Below are 16226 nucleotides of genomic sequence, written 5' to 3'. Positions count from 1 at the left end.
TAGCCGTCGGGATGATGGCCGCGGTATTCCTCCCACAGCAGCGCCAGCGTTACGCTGCGGCGGCGCAACTCGGCATGGACATGCCCCCAATCCGGAAGCGGCTTCGATCGCGGCGGGTTGTAGCCGGCTGGCGCAAACAGCTTGCGCTCCAGTGCTGTGTCGTCGAGCTCCTCCGGTATCGGCCAGGTGATGCCGATCACCGCGGCGCGGCGGACATACTCCGCGATCGCCGTGCGACCGATCCCGACCGATCGGGAGATCACCCGATCGCTCACCCCACAGGCATACTTCAGGCGTAGAACTTCTCGAATCTTCCGCATCGGCAATCTCTCGGCGGGCATCGGACCTCCCATTGCGTGAACCGCAAAAGGAGGGACCTTGCCCCGTTCAGATTGCCGACAACGCCCCCCGTCTCACCCTATCAACAGGGTGGCCGCCTTCGTTCGGATTGGGTGGCCGCTTTCGATCGGAATCGCTGGCCGCCTTCCGTCGGAATCGGTGGCCGCTTTGCCTCGGATTCCGCACTACGGTCGCCATCAAGCCTGATTTCATTGCGCTGAGGGTGATTTACCCCGGTTTTTCGTCTGTTTGCGGCCTTGCCAAAAACGCCCGTTGCACCTAGTTTCCGCCCCGTCCAGCCCCCCTTAGGTACCGGCCCTATCAAGGGCGCCCCTCGGGCGGCTCGCAAGGATGCAGTTGTAGCTCAGTTGGTTAGAGCGCCTGTCTGTGGAACAGGAGGTCGGTGGTTCGAGCCCACCCAACTGTACCAACGGTGCGGCAGGGCTTAAGCAGACATCACGGATTGGCGCCTCCCGCCTGCGGCAGGCGCGTTATCATCATTTCGCGATCTGCGTATAAAACCGGTCGGGAGCGCGGTGAGAGTGTCGAAACTCCACATGAACCATAGCTGGTCAGTCGCAAGGGGCAGTGGAAGAAGCGCTCGTTGCCCAACGCGCGGCCTGCGCTATCTGCGACATGGCATCTGCGACATCCGGCAACATAAAGAGTGCACTATCACCGTAATCAAATGTGGATAGAGAATTATCGTTGCGTCCCTGTCTACAGCATTCGAGCCAACAGGAAACAGCTGAGCGGCTTCGCTACGTCGTCGAGAATATGACGACGATAACGGCCATCGCGGTTTAACCAAAAGCGCCGCTCTCAGCCCGGGCTTTTATTCGTTGAGCAAGCCGGTATGCCTAAAATTATAGTCCGGTTGAGTCGCCTAATTGTTTTGAGGCCCCGCCCTCTGAAATTCTCTGACAAAACCCGACATGCCTCTCGATCATTACGTTTCACAGGTTCATCTGCGGCAGTTCTATTCGCCTGAACTTGATGGAAAGCAGATGCACGGCTTTCGCAAGCGCGACGGCCATGTTTTCCCATGCAGTTCAAAAGATGTCTGCCGCGTGCAAAACGGTAGCACGAACGAATATCTGCTGAACGATCGAGCCATCGAAGAATTCTTGAAAACAGTCGAACCCAACTACAATCCCGCAATCGCAGAACTGCGAACTGGAAAACCGAGTCGTGATACTGTCCATGTGGTTGCCGGCTTCGCCGCCTACGTAACGATCTGCTCGCCGGCAGCAATGCGGCTACATTCGGGACCTTTGAGGAGCACGGTTGAAGCCACCGGCAAGATCCTCGACGCATCGGGAGAGATTCCGAGAGCGCCGGAAGCTCTCGGAGGCAAGAGCTATACCGAGTTGATCGAGAGTGCGGTCATCAAAACAACCATCAACGAGAAGTACCCTCAAGCCCTCGGCATCAATGGAATCATGGAGCGGGTGAACATCTGGGGGAATTCCGCCTGGGATATTGTTGTTAACGAATACGCCAAGGATAGCCCCTTCTTTACTAGCGATTTCGCAAACGGAATTGAGACGTCTAACGATCCAAGAATCATCAACAGGCTGGTGCCGCTAGCTCCCGACCTTGCTTTGCGTATTCGCCCCGATCTTGATGCGCGGGATCAAAATATGGACACGACATTCAAGGCTTTTCGTTGTCGCCTGCTGACGCCTTCCCGGAACGAAGTCCGCGCTATAAATCAAGCCATTGCCAGGTGCGGAGAAGAACTTATCTTTTTTCGCGACCATCACGAGTGGGTCGAACCCTTCCTCAATAAGCATCGGTCCTTTCGCGTTGAACCGGTAACCACCGAACTCAAGACGCCCACGGGATACGCGTTGATCTCAACCATTCGAGTCAAATCCACCAGAGGCGGCGATTAAGCCCGCGGCAGCCTTCCAATGGGGGCCACGCTTTCTCTATCACGGTAGCCCGACGGCATAGGATTCCACCAAGTGGTCGACGAAACGCCGCAGCTTCACCGGCATGTAGCGTGCTGCCGGAAAAACAGCATGAAGCTCCAATTCACCGAGGCGGTAGGTCGACAGCAGTTGAACCAGCCGGCCATCACGCAAGGCCTCATCAACGATGAACAGCGGCTGCAAAATGATGCCTTCTCCCGCCAAGGCCGCCATCATGAGGGCCGTCCCATTATTGGCAGCCAAGTTGCCGCCCACCGTCACCACTTCCTTGGTTCCGTCAGGAGCTGTCATCGCCCAACTTTGCGACTGTCCGGCCTGAGTGTAGCGCAGGCAGTTGTGAGCAAGCAGGTCGGCCGGATGCTTTGGAATGCCGTGTCGCGCCAGATATGCGGGCGAAGCGCAGATTGCTCTTCGACACAGCGCGAGCCGCCGCGACATCAAGCTGGAGTCTGCCAAACGACCGATGCGCAGCGTCAGATCGAATCCCTCCTCCACCAGATCGACGATCCGATCATTGAGCACCAGGTCGATCTCCACCCCGGGGTGTTGTTCGCTGAAACGGCTGAGCACCGACGGTAAATACCGCACACCAAAAGACACGGGCGCGCTCAGGCGCAGCCTGCCGTGAAGGCTGGTTCGCGATTCCGATGCTCGGTCGGAGGCGTCGTGCAGTTGCCTCAATGGTTCGCGCGTTAGCTCGTAGAATGCCGCACCGGCCTCGGTCAGCGCTTGTCGCCGGGTCGTGCGTTGCAACAGGCGTACCCCCAATCTCCGCTCAAGAGCTTGGATTTGTCGCCCGACCGCCATTCGCGACAGACCAAGCGCCGCGGCTGCCGCCGCCTGACTGCCCAGATCGACGGTTCGAATGAAGGCTTCCAGTTCGGTCAAACGATCCATCAGCGATTGTATCGCTGCCGCGTTACTGTATGTCACAATTTCACGTGATTGTATCAGGCAAGCGCGCGGAATAACTGAGGGAAGCAAAATTCGGAGATCAAAGAGTCATGCAACAGTTCAGCCGTCGCGCCTTTGCGGCAATCTCTCTTGCAGCACCGCTCGTGCTTGCTGCCGCGCGTGCATCGGTCGCCAGACCTCAGTCAGTGCCCCCGGACGTTGAGACGCGCAGCCTGGACGAGCTGCATCGTGCGGCACTCGCGGAAGGCGGAAAGCTTGTGGTGTACGCAGGGGGTGACATTCCGAACGCCTCGGCGGGCCTGGAGCAGGCTTTCAAGAAGCGCTTTCCGGGCATGGACGCCCGCATCATAACAGATCTCAGCAAATTCCATGATGCGCGCATCGACCTGCAACTTGCGCGCGGTCGCCTGGAGGCTGATGTCGCGCACCTGCAGACGCTGCAGGATTTCGAGCGTTGGAAGACACAAGATCAACTCCTCGCCTACAAGCCGCTCGACTGGGACGCCATCGCGCCCGAATATAAGGACCCGGACGCCGCTTTCCACGCAATCAGCGTCGTCGCTTTCAGCAACTCGTTCAATATTACGCTTGTTCCGGAGGCGGACGCGCCACGCGATGCGCTCGACTATCTCGATCCGAAGCTCAAGGGGCGCATCTGTCTCACTTATCCGCACGATGACGATGCTGTGCTCTATCAGTTCGATCGTATCGTCAACGCCCATGGATGGGAGTACATAGATCGCCTGCTGCAGCAGGACGTATTGTGGGTCCGTGGTACTGTGCCGGCGCGCCTAGCGGTGCAGGAGGGTAAGCGAGCCGCGACCTTCACCGCCTCCGGAGCATTTGCGCCGGCAGCTAATAGCCCGCTACGCTTCGCATTGCCTCGGCACGACGTGTTCCACAGCTGGCCGCAGACAGCGGCAATCTTTCGCGAGGCGCAGCACAAAGCCGCAGCACGGCTTTATCTAAGCTGGATGGCCTCGAAAGATGCCACGATTGCCCGGACCGGCCAGTGGTCGGTGCGTCGCGACGTGCCGGTCCCCGGTGGCTACAAGCCGATTTCGGAGTACAATACGGATCCGCTGCGTTTCCAGCTGTTCATGCAGGATCGGACACGCGTCGAACGGCTGAAGACTCAGTTCGAGGAGATGATCGGGCCTGCACTCGGCCCCAATCCGACTGGAGCCAAAGGCGTGTACCTCGTCGACATCTGAAGGCTCGCCGAGTGGGGCCGCTCCTGCAATCTTCTTTTCGGGTGAAGCGTGGCCGATGCCGAAATGGCAGCTTTGCGCGATCAAACTCTCGGAACGGTGGGTTCGGCATTACGGCGACAGTGCACACAACTCTCGACGCGGGGAGTGCCCCATCCGCAACGCTGCTCAAACCCAGTTTGTCCGCCGTCACCGTAGCTCCCCGGTTCGCAATGCGCTATCGGTAGCAAACTAAGGGCGTTCATGGACAGCAGGCCGGGCAGACATCGTGAGTTTCTTCGAGCGTCTCAAGACAGAAGCATCCGTTGAGTGGCGGGCCTACACCGAGCATCCCTTCACGAACGGATTGGCAGACGGCTCGCTCCCCGAAGCGGCGTTTCGTCACTACCTCGTTCAGGACTATTTGTTCCTCATCGAGTTTGCTCGCGCCTACGCGCTCGCGGTCTACAAGTCGCCAAAACTCGCCGACATGCGTGAAGCAGCGGCCGGACTTTCGGCCATCCTCGATGTCGAGATGAACCTCCACGTGAAGCTCTGTGCCGATTGGGGTCTATCGCCGACCGATCTTGAACATGCTCCTCCGGCGGCCGAGATGCTGGCCTATACACGCTACGTGCTCGACGCGGGAATGCGCGGCGATCTGCTGGCACTCAAGGTGGCGCTTGCCCCCTGCGTGATCGGGTACGCGGAGATCGCAACGCGGCTCGCCTCGCGACCCCTCGCGGACGCCGCGACGAACGCCTATCGCGTTTGGATCGCCGAGTACGCCGGCGCGCCGTACCAGGAGGTCGCTGCCAAAGCGCGGGCGCATATGGAGCATCTCGCCGATCTCTACGCCACGCCGGCGCGAGAGGCAGAACTGATTGCGATCTTCAAGGAAGCCACCAGACTCGAGGCAGACTTCTGGGAGATGGCCTGGCGTGAGGGCCAGCGTGTTCAATAGCCCTTTCAGGCATTGTCTGAGCTTCCCGGCATGAGGTCGCGAGAGCACCGCCGCGCTTGAATCCGGCAGCCCATGCGCTTAAATGCCACTTGGCTGTATTTTTTAGGCGTTTGGCATTACGGCGGACCAATGGCAAAGAACGAGCGGACTGGCAAAGGCGTTGGTTCAACTTCCCGCGGGCTTCGTGCCCCCGGCTCGCTGACCAACAAACAGATCAAGACGATCGCGGCGGCAGCCCTGACCCAGCGACCTGACCGCAAGCCATCATCGAAGCCGACGCACAAATCTCCTCCCGACAAATCGCGCGGGGGGGCGGCAATTGAACGCTTGTTCGCCTCCGAGCAGGACCACACCTATCAACCGCAAGCCGGCGCCATTGTCGTGCAGGGGCATTTCGATGCGGTCACGGGGCTCTCCACCGTCACCGACGCGCCTTCGCTCGGGCTGGGCAGGGGCGGGACGGATGAATCGCAGCCGTCGGCCGAGCTGTTCAATGTCGTTATCGACGCCAACAGCCTGTTTCGCATCGAACCTGCCGCGCTCAAGCGCCTCGCCAATTACAGCGACGACGAAATTCACGCGCTTGTCGTGCCGAAGCGCACACTGGCGCGGCGGCTGTCGGAGGGCGAGCCGCTGACGGTCGAGGAGACCGACAAAGCCGTGCGGCTGGCGCGGGTTGACCGATTGGCCGCCAACGTGTTCGGCGAGCCTGCGAAGGCGCACCGCTGGTTGCGCAAGCCCAAGAAGTTGCTTCGCGGGGAAACGCCACTTGCTTACCTCGCGACGGAGGCGGGCGCGCGCGTCGTCGAAGAGATGCTGCACCGGATCGATCACGGCATCCTTGCGTAAGGATTTGGCGTGAGGATCTGGCGGATCTCCAACTTCGACGATCTGTCTGGCGTGGGCGGCCTCAAGGCCGACGGCCGCTGGCATGATCGCGGCCGGCACGCGGTCTACGCAGCGGATCATCCGGCGTCGGCACTGCTCGAAGTGATGGTGCATCTTGAAATCGATTTCGAGGACCTGCCGACGAGCTACCAACTGCTCGGCATCGACGTGCCGGACGACCTCGCCGTCGAGACGGTGAGCCGGGCCGACATCGAGAGTATATCGCCGGATTGGGCTGACGATCCCAGGGTGAGCCGCGACGTGTTGCGGACCTGGTTCACTGAGGTGCGCACGGCGATGGTGTCGGTGCCATCGGTCATCGTGCCATTCGCGCAAAACTACCTCATCAATCCCAGGCACAAGGACGCGGCGCGCATCCGCGTGGCGCATGTCGCGCGCTATCCCCGTGACCTCAGGCTGTTCGGCCAATGGCCGGCCAACGCTACCTAACCCCCGCCACCACCCACACCACCACCGGCAACGTCACCGCCGCCAGCAGCGTCCCCAGCGCCACCGCGCCCGATACCGGGTTCACCAGCCGCTGATACTGAACCGCGAAGATGTACGCATTCGCGCCGGTCGGCATCGCCGCGAACAGCACGACGACGCCGGCCGCGAGCGGCGGCAGGTCGAGCAGCTTTGCCAGCACGAAGGCGGCCGCCGGCATCGCCAGCAGTTTGAGCGCGCTCATGGCGAGGATGCCGAGCTTCTCGCCCTTGACCTCGAAACGAAAGAGATTGATGCCGAGCGCGATCAGGGCAGCGGGCGATCCCGCCTGCGCCGAGAGCTCGACGGTCCGGTCGACGACCGGATGCAGGCCGAGGCCGGTGAGGCGCCAGACGAGGCCGAAGCCGGACGCGAGCATGATCGGGTTGCGGGAGAGATCGCGCAGCACCGGCAGATCAGCGATGCGGCCGAGGCGGTCTGCTTGCGGTCGACCAGCTCCATCTGCAGCGTGCCGCAGAGCCAGAGCAGCGGCGTGTTCACCGACAGGATCAGCGCCATCGGGCCCGCGGCCTCATTGCCCAGCGCCGAGAGCGTCAGCGGAATGCCGAGCATGACGATGTTGCCGTAGACCGAGCCGATCGCGAACACGACGCCGTCCTCGCGGTCCTCGCGCCGCTTCCGCAGCAGCGCCGAGAGGATGAGCGCCGCGATCCAGGTCAGCGCGAGCGCGCCGTAATAGGCGCCCCACATCCGCCACGGGCTGACGCCGGAGAATTCCGAGACGACGATGGTGCGGAACAGCAGGGCGGGAATGGCGATGCTGAAGGCGAATTCGGAGATGCCCTTATGCGCGGTCTCGGAGACGAAGCGAAACAACACCGCGGCATAGCCGGCCGCGATCAGCGCAAACACCGGCGCGACGATCAGCACGGTGGCCATGCGCGGCTACGACCCCATCTCGATGATCCGGCGCGCCATGCGCACATTGGCATAGTCGATCATCTTGCCGTCGAGCGTCACCGCGCCCTGGCCCTGCGCCTCGGCCTGCTCCATGGCCTCGACCACCCGCCGCGCGTGCGCGAGCTCGGTTTCGGAGGGGACGAACGCCCGCAGCGTGGGCTCGATCTGGTCGGGATGGATCACCTGCTTGCCGTCAAAACCCATCGCCGCCGCCTTGAGCGCGCTGCTTTCGGTCAGTCTGGCGTCCCGGAACGCGCCGCAAGGGCCGTCGATGGCGCGCAGGCCGAACGCGCGCGCGGCCACCAGCAGGCGCATCATCGGATAGGCGAACAGATCGAGCGGGGCGTAGGCATAGCCGCTCTCGGCGGAGCCGACGTGGCGATAGCCGTCCGGCGACGCGCCGATTTCCGAGGAGCGGGCCCCGATCGACGCCGCGAAATCGCCGACACCGAGATGAAGGGCGGCGACGCTGTCGTGCGCGGCGGCGAGCGCGTCGACATTGACGAGACCCAGCGCGGTCTCGATCAGCAGTTCGAGGGCCACAGGCGAGGGGCGACCAGGCGCGGCCGCGCGCAGCTGATCGGCAATGGCGGCGATGTCGCTCGCGCGCTCCGCCTTCGGCACGATCACCGAATCCAGCCGGGGCAGCGCAGCGAGCTTACGGATCTCCTGCGCGATGAAGGGGCTGTCGACGGCGTTGAGCCTGACAGCGACGACCTTGCTGCCCCAATCCAGAGAAGATAACGACCCCGCAGCTTCCTCCAGCGCCGCGCTCTTCTCGGACGGCGGCACCGCGTCTTCGAGATCCATGAACACCGCGTCCGCGGCCGAGCCAGCAGCCTTGGCGACGAGACGGGAGCGATGCGCGGGAACGGCCAGATAGACCCGCGTCGGCCGCTGAGGGGCCATCGTCATGTCTCCTTTGCGAGATCGAGCTCGCTGAGGATGGATTGGTTGTGCTGCCCGACGTCAGGCACCGCATCCATCCGAGGCGACAGGCCGGGAATGGTGAGAGCCGGCAGGAAGCTCATCACCGGGCCGCGCGGAGATCCCACCGTTTGCACCCGGGAGCGGGCGCGGAGCTGCTCGTGCTCCAGGAACGCCTCGACCGAATTCAGATGCGCATTGGCGATCGAGGCCTCGTCGAGCAGCCGCAGCACCTCGTCACTGGTCATCGCGGCAAAACGCTGCTCGATATGGACCTGCAGATCGTCCCTGTTCTGCATGCGCAGCGGATTGGTGCGGAAGCGGGGGTGGTCGGCAAAGGCGGCATCGCCAAGCACGATGGCGCACAGCGATCGCCATTCCCGGTCGTTCTGGATGCCGAAGAAGATCGTGTTGCCGTCGCCGACGCGGAAAGGGCCATACGGCGCTATCGTGGCGTGCTTGGCCCCGGTTCGCGGCAGCGGCCGGCCTGTACTTGCCGTGTAGAAGGCGGGATAGCTCATCCAGTCCGTAATGGAATCGAACAGCGAGGCCTGGAAGGCGGTGCCCTTGCCGGTGCGCTCGCGGCGATACAGCGCCATCAGCACGCCGTTGAGGATGTACATGCCGGTGGCGATATCGACCACCGAAAGCCCGACCTTGGCAGGCTCCGCCTCGGTGCCGTTGATGGCGAGGACGCCGGCCTCGCACTGCACCAGGAGATCGTAGGCCTTCTTGTCGCTGTAGGGTCCGCCCGCGCCATAGCCCGAAACGTCGCAGGCGATGATGCGGGGAAATTTCCGCAGCAGCGATGCGGCATCGAGGCCGAGCCGCTCCGCCGCGCCGGGCGCCAGGTTCTGGATGAAGACGTCGGCCTGCGGCAGCAGGGCGTCGAGCACCTCCTGGCCTTCGGGGCTTTTGATGTCGATGGCGAGGCTCTCCTTCGACCGGTTGGTCCAGACGAACTGGCTCGACATCCCGTTCATCACGTGATCGTAGTCGCGGCAGAAATCGTCATCGCCCGGCCGTTCGATCTTGATGACGCGCGCGCCCCAGTCCGCAAGATGCCGGCTGGCAAGAGGAGCCGCAATCGCCTGCTCGAGCGAGACCACCGTCACGCCGGACAGCGGCAGCTCCGCCTCACTTCGCTCCATGCAATCGTCTCCGCTCCCGCTCACGCTTTTGTCCAGCGCAGGAGACAAGCCGACCACCCCACGCACGTTCTGTGATGATGGCATCATGCTCCTGTTTTGCCCGACGAGTCAAATCTAATTTCGTAAAATCCGCAAATCGCGATCCGCAAAGTTCAATCGCCACATGGACTTGGCTACTGTGCATGGGGTTGTTTTCGCGTTTTTTGTTTTAGGGGCCCTGTTGCCGAGACCGCACACGTCGCGGCTTTCGCATCTCGCCTCGGTTGCCAACGAACGCCCGTTCACCCACTATCGCCTCCGACTCGACATTTGGGGGGATCGATGCCGGCGTTCCGCTTTAAGAAATCTTTCGCTGCTGCGATCACGGGGATCGCCCTGGCCGTCCTGATCCACCCGGGTGAAGGCTTTGCCTACTCCCAGGAGGAGCAGCAGGCCTGCACCCCTGATGCGATGCGGCTGTGCGGCGAGTTCGTTCCGAACGTCGACGCCATCACCGCCTGCATGATCCAGAAGAAGTCGCAGCTCTCGCCGCAGTGCCGGGTGTTCTTCCGGCCGGGGCCGGAGCCGGGCATGGCGGCCGCGCCCCGCGCCGGCAAGCCGACCAGCATTGCGCCCAAGAGCTCGGCCCGGACGGCGAAGAAGAGCACCAAGCCGGCCAAGAAGAAGAAATCCAGCGAAGGCTGAACGCGGACACCGCGTTCCCTCTTTGAAACTCGATCATGCCCGGGCCAAAGCGCGCAGTGCGTTTGAAGTCCCGGGCATTTGCGTGTCCGGCTCCTCGTTCGCTGTCGCCTTGAGTCAAACTGACCCAGGCATCAGCCCCACACCAGCCACCGGACTCGTTTTGTTCGCCTCCGATTGCGGACGCTTGCGACAAGGCGGGATGGAAACGGTTAGCGAAGCGGTTTGCGCGGCGAAGTTGCATTCCCCTTCGTCCCGCAGCGCCGCGCACGCAGCAGTGTGACTCAAAAGCCAACGCGCTTTGTTATTTCATGGCGCCAGCATAACTTATGATAAATTTTTCTTTCCCGAATCACCGCGGTGATTCATTTTCGCCGCCTGGGGTCAATCTGGAGGCAGAGGTATGAACGTTATTGTTTTTGCATCGCGTAAAGGTGGCTCAGGCAAGAGTACGCTGGCCGCGCATCTCGCCGCGCAGATCAAGGCGACCAAGCCGATCCTGCTCGTCGATGCGGATCCGCAAGGCTCGCTCACGCTGTGGCACAAGCTGCGTGGCACCAACGAACCGCCGATCAAGTCCGCGGTGAACTCGGTCAGCGGCATCGTCTCCGCGGCCAAGCGCGACGGTTATGAATGGGTGTTGATCGACACGCCGCCGAACCTCTCGGCCGTCGTCGACGACGCCATCCGCAATGCCACCATGGTGGTGATCCCCGCCCGTCCCGGCGTGTTCGACGTCAACGCGGTGCAGGAAACCATCCAGATGTGCCGCGCGGCGCGCAAGCCCTACGCGGTCGTGCTCAACGGTGCGCCGGCGCGCCGCGACGAGTCCGAAAGCCCGATCGTCACCATTGCCCGCGAGGCACTGGCGAAGTTCCGTGCTCCGGTGTGGGGCGGCCAGATCACCAACCGTTCGGATCTGCTGATGGCGCTGAGCCACGGCGAGGGCGCGCGGGAATATCAGGCCGAGAGTCGTGCGGCTCAGGAAATCGCAAGGCTGTGGGCGGCGATCGAACGTTCGGTAAAGGCTATTCGCGGCACGGCGTCGGCGTCCGGCGCAATGCACAAGCAGGCGGCGTAATTTTTCATAAATCATTCCCCGGACGAAAAACGCGCGGACATCCGCGCGTTTTGCGTTTCTGGAGATCGCTGTGGAGGCTATGCCACCATCAGCATGTAGAACACGATCACCGGCGACAAAGTGAGGATCACTGACCAGATGCCGGCGGCCCAGAGAATGTCCTCGGTGGTGAAGCCCTGCTGTCCAGCGTCGTAATGCGACGCCATTTCGTTATGACTATTCACAAACGCCCCCGCGATTTCTTCGCTTATGGGCATGAACGCTACACGGGATGATTTAAAAATCCGGGTCGCAGTTTCGCGCGCTTTCGAACACAGGTGCTACCACGGGTTAACCATCCCGACCCGCGCTTGCATCACGCCAGCCAGACTCGAAACACCAGCACCGGCATCAGGCCGAGCATCACCGCCCAGAAGCCAAACGACGACACCACCAGAATTCCCCGCAAGAAATCAGCCGACGCGAACATGTCTGCCGCCGTCGGGCGGATGCGCTGCCCCATGATCGTTCCCCCATTTGAAAAGACTTTGAATGAAGACGATAGGCGCGTTTGCGTAAACGAGCCGTGGATGCGCCATGCGGCAGCAGCGAAGGCCGTTGGCGCGCGGTTAACCAAGCACTCCGCTCTCTCACTCCCTCTCCCCGTTCTTACGGGGAGAGGGTGGGGTGAGGGGCTATCAGCTACGCCGCGACTTGCGTCCGCCGTTCGATCTCGCGGTCGAGCTGGACGGCGAGTTCGCTGCCGATCTCGATCATCGGCAGGCGCACTTCGGGGCTGTCGATCAGGCCCGTGCGCCACAGCCAGTATTTTGCCGGTGCGGGACTGGGCTCGGTGAACAACAGCCGCGTCAGGTCCGCGACCTCCTGCCAGCGCGCCAGCGCCGCATCGTGATTGCCGCGCTTCAGCTCGGCATGGACAGCCGCAAATGTCGCGGTCTCGAGATGGGCTGACAGCACGATGCCGCCGTCGGCGCCGTCGCTGAGCGCGTCGAAATAATTCGCATCCTCGCCGGTCAGCACGCGAAAGTCCGCAGGACGGTCGCGCAGCAACGCGATGGATTGCTCGCGGCTTGCGCCGCAATCCTTCAGGCCGATGATGTTCGGATGCCCGGCAAGCCGCAGCAGCGTCTGGTTGGTGATGTTGACCGAGGTGCGATAGGGAATGTTGTAGAGCGCGAGCGGCCAGGCGGCGTGATCGGCGAGCGCCTCGAAATGCGCCAGCAACCCGCGCTGCGACGGCCGCACATAATACGGGCTTGCGATCAGATAACCGTCGATCGGCCAGTCCGCGGTCGCGTCGAGACGCTCCTTCAGCCGCGAGGTGTCTGCGCCTGACAGTCCGAGGCAGATCGGAATCTTGCTGTGGCCGGTGGTCAGCTCGTCGCGCACGATGGCGACGAGGCGTTCGAGCTCGGCGTCGCGCAGCGTCATGCCTTCACCGGAGGTCGCCCCCAGGATGAAGCCGTCGACAGCCTGTCCGCTGTAATGCCGTGTCAGCCGGCGCAGCGACCTCTCGTCGAGGGCGCCGTCGCGAAATGGCGTCACCAGCGGCAGCCAGAGCCCGTGCAAATGTTCCTGTAGTCCGGTCATGTTCCATCTCCTTCTCGGGAAAAATCCTGAGACGAGGGCACATGAAAAAACCCCGTCCAGGCGGCGGGGTTTTCGAAGTTTCGGCTCGCGATGACGAAGGCTGTTAGCGCGTGCAAAAATCCGAGGTCCCCAGATGGGGGCCTTTTTTCGAGGCGATTGCCTGCGACGAGCTTACGCACGACTTCGTGATCATTTGCAAATCATGCGGGGTAAGCATGGAACTGTCAATACACGTGGAGGGCGAAGGCCGAATCCGCCAAAAAAAAGCCGGGCTCGATCGAGCCCGGCTTAAGGTATTGGCCACGTGAGGCCGACACAATCACCTTCCAAGAGGGATTACTGAACTCCCGCGCCACTGGAGGAGGGGGACAAATGCGCAACGCGAAGGCTCAGCGTGAAAAGATTATGGGCTAGCTTCGCGCCATGCATCAAGCGTCCAAGCCGCATGTCAGACATGCGGAAATCAGGACGGCCAACGCTGCGCCTTGCTCACCACGAAGTCGCGGAACACTTGCACGCGCGCGACCGTCTTCAGCTCTTCCGGATAAACAAAATACGTATCGAGCTGGATCGAATCCGATTCGCCGAACAGCTGCACGAGGCGGCTCTGTTCTTCGATCAGATAGTCGGGCAGCGCGGCAATGCCGAGGCCCTGCTGACAGGCGCGGACGAGGCCGAGAATGTTGTTGACCCTGAAATAGGCCTCGCGCGGACCCGAGCCGTTGCGCCCCGCTTCGACCAGCCAGTTGCGGTTCTGAAGATGCGGCGCGAAGTTGCCGTCGGAGAGCGTGATGATGCGGTGGGAGTCGAGCTCCTCCAGCGTGCGCGGCGTGCCGAAGCGCTTGATGTAATCGGGCGAGCAATAGGCGTGGAAGCCCATCGCGAACAGCTTGCGCTGGATGAGATCCGGCTGCGTCGGCTTGCGGGTGCGGATCGCGACATCGGCCTCGCGCATCGACAGGTCGAGCTCCTCGTCTGTGACGATCAGCGAAATCCGGATTTCCGGATAGAGCGCGGTGAATTCGCCGAGCCTGGGGATCAGCCAGTTGATGCCGACGCCGGGCGTGGTGGTGATCTTGAGATCGCCGCTCGGCCGCTCGCGGCTGTCGGTCAGTTTGGCGCGCGCCGCCTGCAGCTGCATGAACACGTCATGGGCGGTGCGGAACAGGAGGTCGCCCTGTTCGGTGAGGATCAGGCCGCGGGCGTGGCGGTGGAACAGCGAGACCGAAAGCTCCTGCTCCAGTGCCGAGACCTGGCGTGACACCGCCGATTGCGACAGGCCGAGCTGCTCGCCCGCGTGCGTGAAGCTGCCCGCTTCCGCCGCGGCGTGAAACACCTTCAGCTTGTCCCAGTCCATATCCGTAAATCCGTCGCGTGTTCTTGCCATGATGTCTATTCCGCTGCCGCGCGCTCGCTGGCGCGCAGGGCCAAAAATCGTTCCGCCTCGAGCGCTGCCATGCAGCCGAGGCCGGCCGCCGTGACCGCTTGACGATAGGTCTCGTCGGCGACGTCGCCGGCGGCGAACAGGCCGGGGACCGAGGTGGCGGTCGAGTTCGGGGCGACCTCGACATAGCCCGACGGTTTCAGCTTGATCTGGCCGGCCACGAGCTCGGTCGCCGGGGCATGCCCGATGGCGACGAAGACGCCGTCGGTCGGCACATCGGTCAAGGCGCCGGTCTTGACGTTCTTCAGTCGAACATGGGTGACCTTGTTCGGGTTCTCGGTGCCGCAGATCTCGTCGACGGCTGAGTCCCAGACCACTTTGATCTTCGGGTGCTTGAACAGACGCTCCTGCAGGATGCGTTCGGCGCGGAAGTGATCGCGACGATGCACGATGGTGACCTGCGAGGCATGGTTGGTGAGGTACAGGGCTTCCTCGACCGCGGTATTGCCGCCGCCGACCACCACGACTTCCTTGTTGCGATAGAAAAAGCCGTCACAGGTGGCACAGGCCGACACGCCGCCGCCCTGGAATTTCGCTTCGGACGGCAGCCCGAGCCAGCGCGCCTGGGCGCCGGTGGCGAGGATCACGGTGTCGGCGAGATAGACGTCGCCGCTATCGCAGGTCAGGCGAAAGGGGCGCTGCGAGGTGTCGAGCTTGGTCACCAGATCGGTCTTGATCTGGGTGCCCACATGCAGCGCCTGCTTCTCCATCTGCTCCATCAGCCAGGGGCCCTGGATCACGTCGGCGAAACCGGGATAGTTCTCGACGTCGGTGGTGATGGTCAGCTGGCCGCCCGCCTGGATGCCCTGGATCAGGATCGGCTCGAGCATCGCGCGTGCGGCGTAGATCGCCGCCGTGTAGCCGGCGGGGCCGGAGCCGATGATGACGACCTTTGCATGGACAGCGGCGGACATTTCGACAGATGCCTTTCACGGGGGACTGCAGCGCGGGCGCGGAACGTGCCGGGAGGCCTCGCGGAGGCGCTGAAATATCAGAGGTAATCTAAGCCTTCTGGTGAGCTATGCAAGAATTGCATTCCCTGTCGGCGGATTTTTCCAACAGGGAACAAAAGTCGATTGCGCTGCACGCGCAATAAAATTGCGCCGAGTGCGCGGTCTGGGCTATGAGGATTGCGACAGACCCACCAATACCGCCGCAAAGGCCAGGAGTTCCAATCACGTGTCGCGGAACCTAGACGAGATCGACCTGAAAATTCTCACCGAGATTCAGGCCGACGGTCGAATCACGAATGTCGAGCTGGCCAAGCGGGTCGGCATTTCGCCCCCGCCCTGCCTGCGCCGAGTCCGGGCGCTGGAGGAGGAGGGGTATATCCACGGCTACCGCGGGCTTCTGGACGCACGCAAGCTCGGCTTCGACGTCACGGTATTTGCCGCAGTGCACCTCTCCAGCCAGGCCGAGGCGGATTTACGCGCCTTCGAGGAGTTCGTCCGCGCCGAGCCGCTGGTGCGCGAGTGCTGGATGTTGTCCGGCGAGGTCGATTTCATCCTGAAATGCGTCGCGCCCGACATGGCCACCTTCCAGGATTTCGTCACCCATTTGACTGCCGCTCCACACGTCCGCAACGTGCGAACCTCGCTGGTGCTGCACAATTCGAAATACGAGGCGGCCGTGCCGCTGGACGTGAGGGGACGAAGGTAGCGCCTCCTCCGTCACTGCCAGCAACACGCAGCAACAAAAAAGGCCGCGCAGTG

Annotated in this window: 18 protein-coding genes, 1 tRNA gene and 1 pseudogene; 9 read left to right on the top strand and 11 right to left on the bottom strand. The window is 62.5% G+C overall.

Translation table 11 applies throughout. The annotated features are described in order from the left end of the window. Positions 1 to 320: pseudogene (locus tag BRA1253DRAFT_RS44500) on the bottom strand (IS21 family transposase); the annotation flags it as partial. Between the two features lie 372 nt (positions 321 to 692). Here BRA1253DRAFT_RS44500 and BRA1253DRAFT_RS18265 point away from each other — a divergent pair. Continuing rightward, positions 693 to 769 (top strand) — tRNA-His (locus tag BRA1253DRAFT_RS18265). Between the two features lie 505 nt (positions 770 to 1274). Beyond that, entirely contained in the window at positions 1275 to 2237 is a 963-nt protein-coding gene (locus BRA1253DRAFT_RS41635; protein WP_083869872.1) for a DUF4238 domain-containing protein, read from the top strand. Between the two features lie 39 nt (positions 2238 to 2276). Here BRA1253DRAFT_RS41635 and BRA1253DRAFT_RS18255 read toward each other — a convergent pair whose 3' ends face one another. Continuing rightward, positions 2277 to 3173 carry a LysR substrate-binding domain-containing protein gene (locus BRA1253DRAFT_RS18255; protein WP_007596699.1) on the bottom strand — a complete coding sequence of 299 codons (897 nt, stop codon included), beginning with the start codon at positions 3171 to 3173 and terminating at the stop codon, positions 2277 to 2279. Positions 3174 to 3280: 107 nt separating this feature from the next. Between BRA1253DRAFT_RS18255 and BRA1253DRAFT_RS18250 the strand changes: the two genes are divergently transcribed. The 4 genes from BRA1253DRAFT_RS18250 (at position 3281) to BRA1253DRAFT_RS18235 (ending at position 6683) form a co-directional block, all read left to right on the top strand. Further along, positions 3281 to 4405 (top strand): ABC transporter substrate-binding protein, encoded by a 1125-nt coding sequence (locus tag BRA1253DRAFT_RS18250; protein ID WP_007596697.1) that lies wholly within the window; start codon positions 3281 to 3283, stop codon positions 4403 to 4405. A 265-nt stretch (positions 4406 to 4670) separates the two neighbouring features. After that, positions 4671 to 5345: a thiaminase II gene (gene tenA, locus BRA1253DRAFT_RS18245; protein WP_007596695.1), complete on the top strand. Its 675-nt coding sequence runs from the start codon at positions 4671 to 4673 to the stop codon at positions 5343 to 5345. A 129-nt stretch (positions 5346 to 5474) separates the two neighbouring features. Next, positions 5475 to 6194 (top strand): antitoxin Xre/MbcA/ParS toxin-binding domain-containing protein, encoded by a 720-nt coding sequence (locus BRA1253DRAFT_RS40495; protein WP_007596693.1) that lies wholly within the window; start codon positions 5475 to 5477, stop codon positions 6192 to 6194. 9 nt (positions 6195 to 6203) lie between these two features. Continuing rightward, positions 6204 to 6683, top strand: coding sequence for an RES family NAD+ phosphorylase (locus tag BRA1253DRAFT_RS18235; protein ID WP_007596691.1), 480 nt, complete (start codon positions 6204 to 6206; stop codon positions 6681 to 6683). Here BRA1253DRAFT_RS18235 and BRA1253DRAFT_RS45285 read toward each other — a convergent pair. Genes BRA1253DRAFT_RS45285 through BRA1253DRAFT_RS18220 form a run of 4 tightly spaced genes read right to left on the bottom strand, consistent with a single transcriptional unit; the run spans position 6676 to position 9718 of the window. Then, positions 6676 to 7098 carry an AEC family transporter gene (locus BRA1253DRAFT_RS45285; RefSeq protein ID WP_245285942.1) on the bottom strand — a complete coding sequence of 141 codons (423 nt, stop codon included), beginning with the start codon at positions 7096 to 7098 and terminating at the stop codon, positions 6676 to 6678. The genes BRA1253DRAFT_RS18235 and BRA1253DRAFT_RS45285 overlap by 8 nt on opposite strands. After that, positions 6987 to 7619 carry an AEC family transporter gene (locus BRA1253DRAFT_RS18230; RefSeq protein ID WP_245285941.1) on the bottom strand — a complete coding sequence of 211 codons (633 nt, stop codon included), beginning with the start codon at positions 7617 to 7619 and terminating at the stop codon, positions 6987 to 6989. Before BRA1253DRAFT_RS18230 ends, BRA1253DRAFT_RS45285 begins: the two co-directional genes overlap by 112 nt. A gap of 6 nt (positions 7620 to 7625) precedes the next feature. Continuing rightward, positions 7626 to 8549 (bottom strand): CoA ester lyase, encoded by a 924-nt coding sequence (locus BRA1253DRAFT_RS18225; RefSeq protein WP_007596690.1) that lies wholly within the window; start codon positions 8547 to 8549, stop codon positions 7626 to 7628. Positions 8550 to 8551: 2 nt separating this feature from the next. Next, complete coding sequence (locus BRA1253DRAFT_RS18220) at positions 8552 to 9718, bottom strand: CaiB/BaiF CoA-transferase family protein (protein ID WP_007596687.1); 1167 nt, start codon at positions 9716 to 9718, stop codon at positions 8552 to 8554. A 321-nt stretch (positions 9719 to 10039) separates the two neighbouring features. Between BRA1253DRAFT_RS18220 and BRA1253DRAFT_RS18215 the strand changes: the two genes are divergently transcribed. Continuing rightward, positions 10040 to 10402 (top strand): hypothetical protein, encoded by a 363-nt coding sequence (locus tag BRA1253DRAFT_RS18215; RefSeq protein ID WP_007596686.1) that lies wholly within the window; start codon positions 10040 to 10042, stop codon positions 10400 to 10402. Positions 10403 to 10802: 400 nt separating this feature from the next. Further along, positions 10803 to 11480 carry a ParA family protein gene (locus BRA1253DRAFT_RS18210; protein WP_007596685.1) on the top strand — a complete coding sequence of 226 codons (678 nt, stop codon included), beginning with the start codon at positions 10803 to 10805 and terminating at the stop codon, positions 11478 to 11480. A gap of 77 nt (positions 11481 to 11557) precedes the next feature. Here the strand turns inward: BRA1253DRAFT_RS18210 and BRA1253DRAFT_RS18205 are convergent, their stop codons facing one another. From BRA1253DRAFT_RS18205 to trxB, 5 genes are all read right to left on the bottom strand, one after another. Further along, a complete protein-coding gene (locus BRA1253DRAFT_RS18205) occupies positions 11558 to 11737 on the bottom strand; it encodes a hypothetical protein (protein ID WP_007596684.1) in 180 nt (59 codons plus the stop codon). A 98-nt stretch (positions 11738 to 11835) separates the two neighbouring features. Beyond that, a complete protein-coding gene (locus BRA1253DRAFT_RS44495) occupies positions 11836 to 11982 on the bottom strand; it encodes a hypothetical protein (RefSeq protein WP_007596683.1) in 147 nt (48 codons plus the stop codon). A 179-nt stretch (positions 11983 to 12161) separates the two neighbouring features. Then, positions 12162 to 13070 (bottom strand): 4-hydroxy-tetrahydrodipicolinate synthase, encoded by a 909-nt coding sequence (locus BRA1253DRAFT_RS18200; protein ID WP_007596682.1) that lies wholly within the window; start codon positions 13068 to 13070, stop codon positions 12162 to 12164. Between the two features lie 463 nt (positions 13071 to 13533). Beyond that, entirely contained in the window at positions 13534 to 14457 is a 924-nt protein-coding gene (locus BRA1253DRAFT_RS18195) for a LysR family transcriptional regulator (RefSeq protein ID WP_007614700.1), read from the bottom strand. Positions 14458 to 14462: 5 nt separating this feature from the next. Beyond that, on the bottom strand, positions 14463 to 15428 hold the full coding sequence (gene trxB, locus BRA1253DRAFT_RS18190) for a thioredoxin-disulfide reductase (protein WP_007596678.1): 966 nt from the start codon (positions 15426 to 15428) through the stop codon (positions 14463 to 14465). A 265-nt stretch (positions 15429 to 15693) separates the two neighbouring features. Between trxB and BRA1253DRAFT_RS18185 the strand changes: the two genes are divergently transcribed. Continuing rightward, a complete protein-coding gene (locus BRA1253DRAFT_RS18185) occupies positions 15694 to 16173 on the top strand; it encodes an Lrp/AsnC family transcriptional regulator (protein WP_007596676.1) in 480 nt (159 codons plus the stop codon). Positions 16174 to 16226: the final 53 nt, after the last annotated feature.

This window comes from Bradyrhizobium sp. WSM1253, assembly GCF_000244935.1.
GTDB lineage: Bacteria > Pseudomonadota > Alphaproteobacteria > Rhizobiales > Xanthobacteraceae > Bradyrhizobium > Bradyrhizobium canariense.
This window is presented reverse-complemented; position numbering and strand designations above follow the sequence as displayed.

Excerpts from the sequence above, each read along its gene's own strand:
- trxB (WP_007596678.1), bottom strand. The coding sequence starts at position 15,428 with ATGTCCGCCGCTGTCCATGCAAAGGTCGTCATCATCGGCTCCGGCCCC.
- BRA1253DRAFT_RS40495 (WP_007596693.1), top strand. The coding sequence starts at position 5,475 with ATGGCAAAGAACGAGCGGACTGGCAAAGGCGTTGGTTCAACTTCCCGC.
- BRA1253DRAFT_RS18225 (WP_007596690.1), bottom strand. The coding sequence starts at position 8,549 with ATGGCCCCTCAGCGGCCGACGCGGGTCTATCTGGCCGTTCCCGCGCAT.
- BRA1253DRAFT_RS18210 (WP_007596685.1), top strand. The coding sequence starts at position 10,803 with ATGAACGTTATTGTTTTTGCATCGCGTAAAGGTGGCTCAGGCAAGAGT.
- BRA1253DRAFT_RS18230 (WP_245285941.1), bottom strand. The coding sequence starts at position 7,619 with ATGGCCACCGTGCTGATCGTCGCGCCGGTGTTTGCGCTGATCGCGGCC.
- BRA1253DRAFT_RS18195 (WP_007614700.1), bottom strand. The coding sequence starts at position 14,457 with ATGGCAAGAACACGCGACGGATTTACGGATATGGACTGGGACAAGCTG.
- BRA1253DRAFT_RS45285 (WP_245285942.1), bottom strand. The coding sequence starts at position 7,098 with ATGCTCGCGTCCGGCTTCGGCCTCGTCTGGCGCCTCACCGGCCTCGGC.
- BRA1253DRAFT_RS18200 (WP_007596682.1), bottom strand. The coding sequence starts at position 13,070 with ATGACCGGACTACAGGAACATTTGCACGGGCTCTGGCTGCCGCTGGTG.
- BRA1253DRAFT_RS18215 (WP_007596686.1), top strand. The coding sequence starts at position 10,040 with ATGCCGGCGTTCCGCTTTAAGAAATCTTTCGCTGCTGCGATCACGGGG.
- BRA1253DRAFT_RS18255 (WP_007596699.1), bottom strand. The coding sequence starts at position 3,173 with ATGGATCGTTTGACCGAACTGGAAGCCTTCATTCGAACCGTCGATCTG.
- BRA1253DRAFT_RS18205 (WP_007596684.1), bottom strand. The coding sequence starts at position 11,737 with ATGCCCATAAGCGAAGAAATCGCGGGGGCGTTTGTGAATAGTCATAAC.
- BRA1253DRAFT_RS18220 (WP_007596687.1), bottom strand. The coding sequence starts at position 9,718 with ATGGAGCGAAGTGAGGCGGAGCTGCCGCTGTCCGGCGTGACGGTGGTC.
- BRA1253DRAFT_RS18250 (WP_007596697.1), top strand. The coding sequence starts at position 3,281 with ATGCAACAGTTCAGCCGTCGCGCCTTTGCGGCAATCTCTCTTGCAGCA.
- BRA1253DRAFT_RS41635 (WP_083869872.1), top strand. The coding sequence starts at position 1,275 with ATGCCTCTCGATCATTACGTTTCACAGGTTCATCTGCGGCAGTTCTAT.
- BRA1253DRAFT_RS44495 (WP_007596683.1), bottom strand. The coding sequence starts at position 11,982 with ATGGGGCAGCGCATCCGCCCGACGGCGGCAGACATGTTCGCGTCGGCT.